The sequence below is a fragment of the Saccharothrix sp. AJ9571 genome, assembly GCF_021725495.1.
In the GTDB taxonomy this organism is placed as follows: domain Bacteria; phylum Actinomycetota; class Actinomycetes; order Mycobacteriales; family Pseudonocardiaceae; genus Amycolatopsis; species Amycolatopsis magusensis.
Genome location: NZ_CP091382.1, coordinates 6,906,759 through 6,917,059, shown reverse-complemented (window position 1 = coordinate 6,917,059; position 10,301 = coordinate 6,906,759). Strand labels below are relative to the sequence as shown.

Sequence of the window (10,301 nt, the reverse complement as noted above, 5' to 3'; positions counted from 1 at the left end):
TCAGGCGTCTTTTTTGAGCAGCAGTTCGAGTGCGTCACCGAAGCGGTCGATCTCGTCTTCGGTGTTGTAGTAGTGGACCGAGGCGCGCAGCTGCGCGGTTTCGTGGCGCTGCGCGGGATCCAGCGGCGCCAGCTCGCGCTCGGACACCGAGACGTTCACCCCGGCGCGCCGCAGCTCCCGGCGGATGTGGTGCGGATCGCCGTCAGGGAGCCGGAACCGGACCAGCCCGCTCGGCGCCACCCCGGCGTCGTCCGGCAGCAGCACCCCCGGCACGTACCCCAGCCGTTCGGTCAGCCGAGCCGACAACAGCAGGATCCGGTCCCAGATCGCGTCGAGGCCCCAGTCCAGCGCGTAGTCGATGGCCGCGCCGAGGCCCAGCCGGACCGCGAAGCTGGCCTCCCAGCTCTCGAACAGCCTGGCGTCCTGGCGGGCGCTGACCTCACCGTTGCCGGACCACCGCAGGCCGCGGGTGTCCAGGCAGGCGCCGCGCAGTTCGGGCATCCTCGCCGAGTTCACGTAGAGCAGCCCGGTGCCGCGCGGGCCGCGCAGGTACTTGCGGCCCGCGGTGGTCAGCAGGTCGCAGCCGATGTCGGCCACGTCCAGCCGCAGTTGCCCAGCCGTCTGGCAGGCGTCGACCAGGTAGAACGCCGGTGCGTCGCGGAGCAGCCTGCCCACCTCGCGCACCGGGTTCACCGGCCCGCCGTAGACCGGCACGTGGGTCAGCGCCACCAGTTTCGTGCGCTCGTCGAACACTTCGCGGAAGAACTCGAGGTCGAACCGGCCGTGCTCGTCGTCCGGCACCACGGTGACCCTGGCCCCGGTGGCCTGGCGGACCGCCTGGAGCGCCAGGTGGTTGCTCACGTACTCGGCCGCGCCGACCACGATCCGGTCCCCCGCCGACAGCGGGACCGCCTGCACCGCTGCCTGCCAGGCGCGCGAGGCGTTCTCGGTGAGCGCGACCTCCGAGGGCAGGCAGCCGAGCAGGGCGCCCGCCGACTCGTAGACCCCGAGCACCGCCGACTCGGCGAGTTCGGCGGCCTCGTAACCGCCGATCCGCGCTTCCAGTTCCAGGTGCCCGACCACCCGGTCCAGCACCGGCCCCGGCATCAGCGCCGAACCCGCGTTGTTCAGATGGATCACCCCGGCACAGCCGGTGGTCTCCGCCCGTGCCCGCGCGATGTCGAAACGCGGCACGCCGCCCAGTTCCGGATCGGCAAGCTCCATCCGACCGCCGCACACGCCAGCAACCTCCGAGGTATTAGTGCCGCAAGCATGGGAACAAACCGAACCATGAATTGCGCGCCGACAAAGGGAACAGATGCGGCCGCGCCGGTAAGGAAAATGCCGGTGATCTGCAACCGACGACCACCGGACGGCGTCGACACTACCACCGGAAAGCGCGGGCGCAAGCCGCGTCGAACACGGCCGGCGGCGATCCAAGACACCATTGACGGGGCGCATTTCCGCAGGTCGGCTCAGACCGCGACGCGGACGTGCTCTGCCTCGCGCCGTCTCATTTGGACATCCCCGCACGGCACCGTGGCGGTCAGCCGCACCGGCACCTCGGCCGGTGCGCCCGCAGCCATCGCCGACAGGCTCCGCTGGTCGGTCGCCCCGGCACGGCGCACCGCGGCTTCCACCAGCACACTGAGCCATTCGGCCAGCTCGGGATCGATTTCCGGGCTTTCGGCGGCGAGCGCGAGCCGGTCCCACACCCCGGCGACGGTCCACCGCGCGAACCAGCGGTGCGCGGTCGGCACGGCCACCCCGAACGCGGGCGGCACCGACCGCCACGAGGTCTGCCCGCTGAGCACCAGCGCCACCGCGGCGAACACCCGGCGCGACTCGGCCCGGGCCCGGCCGCCGCCCTGCGGGCGTTTCGGGGCTTTCGGCAACAACGGTTCCACCAATTCCCACACCTCGTCGGGAACCAATCTACGCATCAACGCATCGGCCATGGAACGGACCATCGCACCACACCCCGCGATCGGGCAATCGTGTTCATCGGCCAGCCATTTCCCGCCTTTCCCGGTCCATGACAAGAACCGGGGAACGCCGATAGAGTCGGCCGGGCAAATCCCCCAGAAAAGCGCACGGGAGTGAACTATGTCCGCACCGCCCCGGCTCGCAGTCGTCTACGACCTCGGCTCTGCCGGGCCCGCCGACGTGCTGCGGGCCGCGCGGGGGCTGTGCACCCCGCTCTTCGTCTACGACCGGGCCGACGAGCACCCGGCCGAGGTGGCCGGCCTGCTCGCCGACCTCGGCGAAACCCTCGACACCACCGGCTGGGACACCCGGCGCACCGCCGCGGAGCTGCGGCGGCGGGACGTGGCCGGGATCGTCACCTTCGCCGAGTACCAGCTCCGGCGCACCGCCGAACTGGCCGAACTGCTGAGACTTCCCTACCAGGACAAGGCAACCGCGGAACGGCTGACCGACAAGGCCGCCCAGCGGGCCGCGTTCGCGGCGGCCGGTGTGGACACCACCCGCATCGCGCGCGTCGACACCCCGGACGACTTCGAAGCCGCGCTCACCGCGGTGGGCCTGCCCGCGGTGCTCAAACCCGCGGTCGGCGGCTCCAGCCGGAACACCTACCTGATCAGCTCCCCCGAGGAAGGCAGGCAACTGGCCGGGCGCCTGCTCGCCGGTGCGGAGAAAAACCTGGTGCTGGAGGAATACCTGGTCGGCGAACCGCTCGGCGCGTGGGGCGACTACGTCAGTGTGGAGTCGCTGACCTCCGGCGGCGCCACCGTGCCGCTCGCGGTCACCGGGAAGTTCCCGCTCACCACCGGGTTCCGGGAGACCGGCATGTTCGTCCCGGCGGATCTCCCTGGCGATCTGAGGGCCGAGATCGAGGACCTGACCCGGCGCGCGCTCGCCGCGCTCGGGCTCCGGCACGGCCTCACGCACACCGAACTCAAGCTCACCGCGGCCGGGCCGCGGCTGATCGAGGTCAACGGGCGGCTCGGCGGGCACGTGGCCGATCTGGTCCGCCGCGCCGGTGGCCCGGACCTGATCCGGCTGGCGTTGCTGGCCGCGCTCGGCACCGGCGCCGCCCCGGACCGGCCGCGCTGGGACCGGGTGTCCTTCCAGTACTTCGTGCTGCCGCCCGACGGGGCGAGGGTGGTGCGGCGAGTCAGCGGGGCGGGCGCCGTCCGCGCCCTGCCCGGGGTGAGCAAGGTCGACCTCGCCGACCTGCCCCGCGTGCTGCCCGCCGTCGCGACCGGCGCGAGCAGCCGGATCGGCACGGTGTACGGCGCCGTGGCCGACCACACCCAGTTGCGTTTCCTCAGCCAGCTCGTCGGCGAAACCCTTCGCCCGGCGGCCGAACCGGAGGTGGTCCGATGACCGGCAACACCGTGCCCGAACTCGTCGACCGCCAGGCCGCGGTCACTCCTGACGCGATCGCCCTGCGGCATCCCGGCGGCACGCTCACCTACGCCGCGCTGAAGACCCGCTCGGACGAGCTGGCCGGCGCGCTGGCCGCGCAGGGGGTGCGCCGCGAGATCCCCGTCGCGCTCCAGGTCCCGCGCGGCGCCGAAGCCGTGGTGTTGATGCTCGCCGTGCTGAAGTGCGGTGGTTTCTACGTCCCGCTGGATCCGGGTCACCCGCCCGCGCACCGGGATCGGGTGCTCGCCGACTCGGGTGCGCGGCTCGTGCTCACCGGCACCGCCGAACTGGACACTGTGGACAGCGCGGTTCCGGAGGCACCGCTGCCCGGCAACTCCGCGTACCTGGTCTACACCTCGGGCTCCACCGGCGTGCCCAAGGGCGTGGTCGCCACCCACGAGGCCGTGGTGAACCTGGTGACCGAGCCGGGCCTCGGCATCGAGCCGGGCGACCGGGTCCTGCAGTACGCGCCGCTGGCCTTCGACGCCTCCACCTTCGAGGTCTGGGGCGCGCTCACCCGCGGCGCCACCCTCGCCATCGCGCCGCCCGGTGCGCTGGGCACCGGCGAGCTGCTCGAGTTCCTGGAGTGGGCGCAGGTCAGCGTCGCGTGGCTCACCGCGGGGCTGTTCCACGAGCTGGTGACCGCGGAGAAGCGGCTGCCCGGCGGGCTGCGCCTGCTGTTCGCCGGCGGTGACACCGTGCGCGCCGACGTCGTCCGCCAGGCCGCCGCGCTCGCGCCGGGAACGCGGCTGGTGAACGGCTACGGCCCGACCGAGTGCACCACCTTCACCACCCTCCAGCCCGGCCTCGGCGCACTGGCCGCGGACGGCCGGAACACGGTGCCGATCGGGCGGCCGCTGTCCGGGGTCACCGCGCACGTGCTGGACGACAAGCTCGTTCCGGTGCCGGACGGGGAAATCGGCCAGCTCTACGTGAGCGGGGTGAACCTGGCCCGTGGTTACCACGACCGGCCGGGCGCGACGGCCACCCGGTTCGTGGCCGGTCCGGACGGCACGCGGCGCTACCGCACCGGCGACCTGGTGCGGCGGCTACCGGAGGGCGCGCTGGAGTTCTGCGGCCGAGCCGACCGGCAGGTGAAGATCCGGGGGTTCCGGGTCGAGCCCGGTGAACTGGAAGCCTGCCTCGGCGCGCATCCGGAGGTCCGTGCCGCCGCCGCGCTCGGTGTGCCGGACCAGGCGGGCGGCGCCCGGTTGCTCGCGTACGTGGTGCCCGAAACCGGCGAGGTGGACCTGACCGCGCTCCGCGCGTGGCTGGCCGAGCGGGTGCCCGCCCACCTGGTGCCGTCGTCGCTGCTCCAGCTACCGGCGCTGCCGTTGTCCCCGAACGGGAAGGTGGACACCGCGGCGCTGCCGGTACCCGGCGAGCCGGTGACCGAGTCGGGTCCCGCCCCGGTCACCCCGGCCGAGAAGCTGGTCGCGGAGACCTGGCAGGCGGTGCTCGGCGTGGACGCGGTCGGCATGGGCGACAACTTCTTCGAGCTCGGCGGCGATTCGCTGCGGATGAACCGGGTCGCCGCGGAACTGCGGCGGGCGACCGGGCTGCCGATCGCGCTCGCCGACCTCCTGCTCGCCGAAACCGCGGGCGAGCTGGCCCGTTCGCTGGAAGAACGCTGACTACCGCGTCGCGCGCTGGTCCGCCGGGACGAGCGCGCGGCGCACCTCGTCGATCACGTCGACGAGCTGGTCCTGCAGGTAGAAGTGCCCGCCGGGGAAGATCCGGTGGGTGAACCGCGCGGTGGTGTGGCGGTCCCACGCGCGCAGGTCCGCGGGCGGCACCATCCGGTCATCGGCCCCGCCCAGCGCGACCAGGTCGTGGGTCAGCGGTTCACCGCCCGGCCACGCGTACTCCTCCACCACGGCCAGATCGGCGCGGACGGTGGGCAGCACCAGCTTCAGGTATTCGGGGTTGTCGAGCACTTCCGGGGACAGCCCGCCCAGCTCGTGCAGCGCGTCGACCAGCTCGGCCTCCGACAGCGCGTGCCGGTGCGGGCCGGTGCGCTCCAGGTGCGGGGCGTGGTGCCCGGACACGATCAGCACCTCCGGCCGCCGGTCCGCGCCGAGGTACCGGCTCAGCTCGAACGCCACCAGCGCGCCCATGCTGTGCCCGAACAACGCGTACCGGCCCGAGGTGAGCGAGCCGAGGTGCTCGGCCAGCGCCGGGACCAGGGTGTCCATCCGGGAGTGCGGGGTGTCGAACATCCGGTTCTCGCGGCCGGGCAGCTGCACCAGGTTGACCTCGACGTCACTGCTGAAGCAGCCCGGCCAGTCCCGGTAGGCCGCCGCGCCGCCGCCGGCGTGCGGCAGGCAGATCAGCCGCAGTGCCGCGCCGGGCCGTGGCTGCGGGGTGAGCACCCAGGGATTGCGGGTCGATCCGGCCATGCCGTGCACTCCTGTTCTCAGTTCTCCGGTACTCAGCGCTCCGCTGCGGCCCGGTCGGACCGGATCGCGTCCCAGTTCACCGGCACGCCTTCCAGCCACAGGCGGGCGGCGGCCGCCAGCAGGCTGTCGGTGTCGGACTCCCAATACGGCGACGGCGCCAGCGAAGCCACCACGGGCGCCGGTTCGGCGCCGCTCGACGCGAGGAAGCGGGTGGCCATGTTCAGCGCTGTCTGCTCGGGCCCGATCTCCAGCACCACCCCGGGCGGGCGGCGCCACAGCGCGCGCAGCCCTTCGTTGAACAACACCGGCGAGCACATGTGGCGCCCCCAGTGCTCGGGATCGGTGGCCTGGCGCGGGTTCAGCCGGGTACCGGTCAGGCACGACACGTACCGCAGGCGCGGTGGTTTCCTGGTCATCGACGCGGCCAGTTCGACCAGGCGCGGGCGCACCGGCTCCAGCTTCGGCGTGTGGAAGGCGTGGGTGGTGTCGAGCAGCCCGCAGCGGATGCCGTCCGCGGTCAGCCGGGCGCGCAGCTCCTCGGTGTCGGCGGTGCCGCCAGCGGCGATGCTCACGTCCGGCCCGTTCGTCGCGGCCAGCCAGAGCCCTTCGCGCAGGTAGGGTTCCAGCTCTTCCCTGGACAGCGAGACCGCGAGCATCCGGCCCTGCGGCAGTTCGTCCACCATCAGCGCACGGCGCACGATCAGCCGCAGTGCGTCCTCGGCGTCGAGCACGCCCGCGACCGTGGCGGCGACGTACTCACCGAGGCTGTGGGACAGCATCGTCGCCGGTTCGACGCCCCAGTCCTGCCACACCCGCAGCAGCGCGTACTCCAGCACGAACAGCGCCGGGTGCCCGATCGTGTTGCGGCGCAGCAGTTCCTCGTACTCCGCGGACCGGGGGTCGTCGGCGGGGGCGAACATGGCCTGCCGGGGGTCCACGCCGAACTCGGCCACGAGCAGGTCGCTGAGCCGGTCGGCCACCGCGCGGAACCGGCCGAGCCGGTCGTACAAATCGGACCCGCGCACCACCGACAGCTTGCCGAATCCGGCGAACAACACCGCCACCGACGGCGTCGCGGTGGCCGGTTCGTCGTCGGCCGGTGACCGGGTCAGCAGCCAGCGGGTGTCCCGATCTCGGACGGTGGCGAGCGCGTGCGCGGTGTCGTAGGCGAGCACGCAGCGCCGGTGGCGGTGCGCGGGGTCCAGCGGCATCGCCTTGGCCACCGCGGCCGGCCCGCCGGCGGCGGTCTCCAGCTCGGTGACCAGCGCGGCGGTGCGGTCCTCGAGTTCCGCGGCGGTGGCACCGGTCAGCGGGATCAGGTGAAGCATGGTTCTCCTCAGCCCTGGGCGACTTCGAATCCGGCCGAACCGCTGTCCTCCAGCGAACCGGCCAGATCCGCCCAGGCCGCCGCGTACACCCTGGCGAACTCCGCCACCAGCGCCCGGCAGTGGCTGGGCACCGCCTGCACCAGCTGGCCCCATTCGGCGATGCCGGTGGCGTGCCGGTCCAGCCACCGCAGCAGCATCCGGCCGGATTCGCTGAAGCGCAGCGCCGGATCCCGCTTCATCTGCTCCAGCGCCCGGCGCATCTCCGCGGCCGAAACCACCCAGGACTGCCCTGGCCGCGGCGGTGCGGGCCGGGACCCGCGCCGCTGCGCGGGCACCGGATCGTTCCCGGCCCGCAGCCGCCGCCGCACGTCCTGCACCGTCGCGGGCGAGACCCCGGCTCGGCGAGCCACCGAGCGCAGCGACGCGCCCGGCTCCTCCACCAGCAGTTTCCCGGCCAGGCGGCGGCCGACCGCCGCGTTCACCGGCCGGGCGCGGCCGTCCCGGCCCACCCGCCTGTCCAACTGATCGCTCTGCCCAGTCGAACACTCGCGCAAGCCGGCCACCGTGCCCGCGGCCAGTCCGACCGCCGCGGCGATCCGGCGGTCCGACCAGTGTCCGTGTGAGGCGAGGATCCGCTCGGCCGCCGCCCGCCGGTCACCGCGGCCCAGCGGCAGCCCGTGCGCCCGGTTCAGCCACACCGACAGCACAAAAGCGTCCTCCTCGCTGCCCGAATAACGCACTGCGGCAATTCGCGAACAACCCCGCTCCACGGCGGCGCGCACCCGGTGCACTCCGTCGATGATCCGCATGGACGGATCGTGTACGACGATCGGCGGCAATTCCGCCTCCGCTTCCGCGAGCAGGCCGATGTGGGCGTCGTCCGCACCCCCGCTGCGCACCCATCCCGACGCCGACAAGCCGGCGACCTCCACCAGGTCCACCGGGCAACCCGCCAACTCGGCCTGCACCCAATCCGCGCACGCCCCGGACTCAACACGAACCACGCCCCCCGGCGGGCGACCCGGCTGCACCATCAGCACTCCATAAGGTATTCGGATATCAGGACAGGAAGGACAAGGGAACAAATGGTCACCCGAGTCGGGCTCCACATTCCGGTCAACAACACGGAAAGGTTCTCAGACCTGAAAAAAGCGCTACGGCGAGCTCGGCATACGACTGGACCCCAGTTTATTTTCTTACACTTTCGGCGTAAACCAACAAACTAACCCTAGCAGCGGAAAACTCTCCACCGCAACCAGTGATGAATGACTCGTCCGTTCGGGCGATTCAGTGAGCGATGAACGCCTGTGCGAACACAGGAATACCACTGGTCAGGCCGCGCGTATCCTGGTTCGCCCGGGATGGCAAGCGCCATATCGGACGAGTGCAAGCCGCAGGCCAGGGCCTTCCTGGTCGCCGCGAGATCTCCGCCTTCTGACAGCCGTCGGCGACCGCGCGCCACCAGGAAGCCCAGCCGTACCGCCCTCGCGGGACGCCGCCGAGCGGCGGACCCCTGCCTCGGCCCTCGGCGACGCCGTTTCGGAGCCGGCACCGGTTCCTCAGCGGCAGGCGGGCACGGTGGTGGCGACTGCGCGGCCAGCTTCCTCACCGGCGATGCTCCACCGCCGGCGCCGGCGCCGGCGCCTCGTCGATCACCCGCGCCGCCGTGGTCGCACGAGCCGCCGCGCCAGCCGAGACCGCACCCGGCACGGTCGTGAGCCGAGAGTCCCTGCTCCAGCGTCGACGCCAGAAGTCGAGGCGAGCCGCTCCCCACCGCCCTCATGGCCGGATCGAGGCGAACTCACTGCGATCCGGTAACATAAGACCCACCTTACTTTCGAACCGTCGTTCAGCTCAACTGTCACCAATGAACAGTGACTGCGCGGCGAGGCCGTTCCCCTTAGGATGACAGCCAAGTCCGAAGCTCCACAGCTGGAGGAGTCCACAGTGAGCAATTCTTTCAGGAAATCATGAACCAGCCGTCGATCACGCAGCCCCCGGACAATTCCGATGGGGGCCGGAAATTGTTGAAATGGGCAGCGGAAACCCGACACGCCGGTCGCGTACAGTACGACAACTCCGGGATCTGTCACGTGTTCGGCTACAGCGAAACACAACGCGTACTGCTGGATCCGGCCACCTTCTCCTCGGACTTCAGCTCACAGATGCCCGCCGGCGCCGACGGGCCGAGCCTGGTGGAAGGGCACGTCGGCGTCGTCGATCCGCCGTACCACCGCAAACTCCGCACCCTTATCGGCGAAGGCTTTTCCTCGCGCGCCGTGCAGCGGCTAGCGCCGCGGATCGCCCAGCTGACGGACGAACTGCTGGACAACGCAGCCGGCAACGACGAAGTCGACCTGGTCGAGGTACTGTTCCACGCACTCCCCGTCTTCGTCATCACCGAACTACTGGGCCTGCCCACCACGGACCGGCCACTGATCCAGGGCTGGGCGGACACACTCCTCGCGGCGGACCCGCGCGGCAGCATCCACGAGGAGGCTGTGTCGCTGGAGTCAATGGACGCGACGTTATCCGAGATGCTGGACTACTTCGCCACCTACATCCACCGCAGACGGGTACAGCCGGGCGACGACCTGGTCAGCCGCTTGCTGGCGGCCGAGATCGACGGTGAACGGCTCACCGACCGGCAACTGTTCAGCATCCCGGCTGTGCTGCTGATGGCCGGCCACATCAGTACGACGCTGGTACTCGGCAACACCGTCCGGCTCCTGCACGAGAACCCAGCCGCGGGGGCCGCGGTGCGCGCCGATCCCTCCGCCATTCCGGGGGCCATCGAGGAGGCGGTCCGCTACTTCCCGCCCACGGCCACGACCTACCGGTTGACCACGAAACCGGTCACGCTGGGCGGCCTCGACATCCCGGCCGGAACCGTGGTCGCGACCTGGACCGTGGCCGCCAACCACGACGAGCAGCAATTCGAGCAGCCCGAGGTGTTCGACATCACCCGCAACCCCAACCCTCATCTGGGCTTCGGGCATGGGATCCACTTCTGCATCGGCGCCCCGTTGAGCAGGTTGGAGACCCGGATCGCGTTGGAGACTCTGTTCGCCCGGTACCCCGATTTGCAACTGGTTCGAGCGGAATTCCACGAACACACGAACCTGCTCGGGCCGAAGAGCCTCGTGACCCGGCTCGGCGACAGGCGTCAGAAGTGACGAGAGAA

Annotated in this window: 8 protein-coding genes; 3 read left to right on the top strand and 5 right to left on the bottom strand. The window is 71.4% G+C overall.

Annotated elements, in window-relative coordinates; all coding sequences use genetic code 11:
- The gene (locus L3Q67_RS31775; protein WP_499185116.1) at positions 1-1,224 is read right to left on the bottom strand and encodes an aminotransferase class V-fold PLP-dependent enzyme; all 1,224 of its coding nucleotides are present in this window, start codon (positions 1,222-1,224) and stop codon (positions 1-3) included.
- A gap of 251 nt (positions 1,225-1,475) precedes the next feature.
- Positions 1,476-1,943 (bottom strand): transposase, encoded by a 468-nt coding sequence (locus L3Q67_RS31770; RefSeq protein WP_499185115.1) that lies wholly within the window; start codon positions 1,941-1,943, stop codon positions 1,476-1,478.
- A 163-nt stretch (positions 1,944-2,106) separates the two neighbouring features.
- Between L3Q67_RS31770 and L3Q67_RS31765 the strand changes: the two genes are divergently transcribed.
- Together L3Q67_RS31765 and L3Q67_RS31760 are read left to right on the top strand one after the other, a co-directional pair.
- Positions 2,107-3,348 (top strand): ATP-grasp domain-containing protein, encoded by a 1,242-nt coding sequence (locus L3Q67_RS31765; protein WP_499185114.1) that lies wholly within the window; start codon positions 2,107-2,109, stop codon positions 3,346-3,348.
- Positions 3,345-5,024 carry a non-ribosomal peptide synthetase gene (locus L3Q67_RS31760; RefSeq protein ID WP_499185113.1) on the top strand — a complete coding sequence of 560 codons (1,680 nt, stop codon included), beginning with the start codon at positions 3,345-3,347 and terminating at the stop codon, positions 5,022-5,024. Before L3Q67_RS31765 ends, L3Q67_RS31760 begins: the two co-directional genes overlap by 4 nt.
- Here the strand turns inward: L3Q67_RS31760 and L3Q67_RS31755 are convergent, their stop codons facing one another.
- From L3Q67_RS31755 to L3Q67_RS31745, 3 genes are read right to left on the bottom strand one after another with little or no spacing between them, the layout of a single operon-like run.
- Positions 5,025-5,789 (bottom strand): thioesterase II family protein, encoded by a 765-nt coding sequence (locus L3Q67_RS31755; protein WP_499185112.1) that lies wholly within the window; start codon positions 5,787-5,789, stop codon positions 5,025-5,027. It lies immediately after the preceding gene.
- 32 nt (positions 5,790-5,821) lie between these two features.
- On the bottom strand, positions 5,822-7,117 hold the full coding sequence (locus L3Q67_RS31750; protein ID WP_499185111.1) for an acyltransferase domain-containing protein: 1,296 nt from the start codon (positions 7,115-7,117) through the stop codon (positions 5,822-5,824).
- 8 nt (positions 7,118-7,125) lie between these two features.
- Complete coding sequence (locus tag L3Q67_RS31745; RefSeq protein WP_499185110.1) at positions 7,126-8,151, bottom strand: ParB/RepB/Spo0J family partition protein; 1,026 nt, start codon at positions 8,149-8,151, stop codon at positions 7,126-7,128.
- Between the two features lie 936 nt (positions 8,152-9,087).
- On the opposite strand from L3Q67_RS31745, the gene L3Q67_RS31740 reads away from it, so the two are divergent.
- On the top strand, positions 9,088-10,293 hold the full coding sequence (locus L3Q67_RS31740; RefSeq protein WP_499185109.1) for a cytochrome P450 family protein: 1,206 nt from the start codon (positions 9,088-9,090) through the stop codon (positions 10,291-10,293).
- Positions 10,294-10,301: the final 8 nt, after the last annotated feature.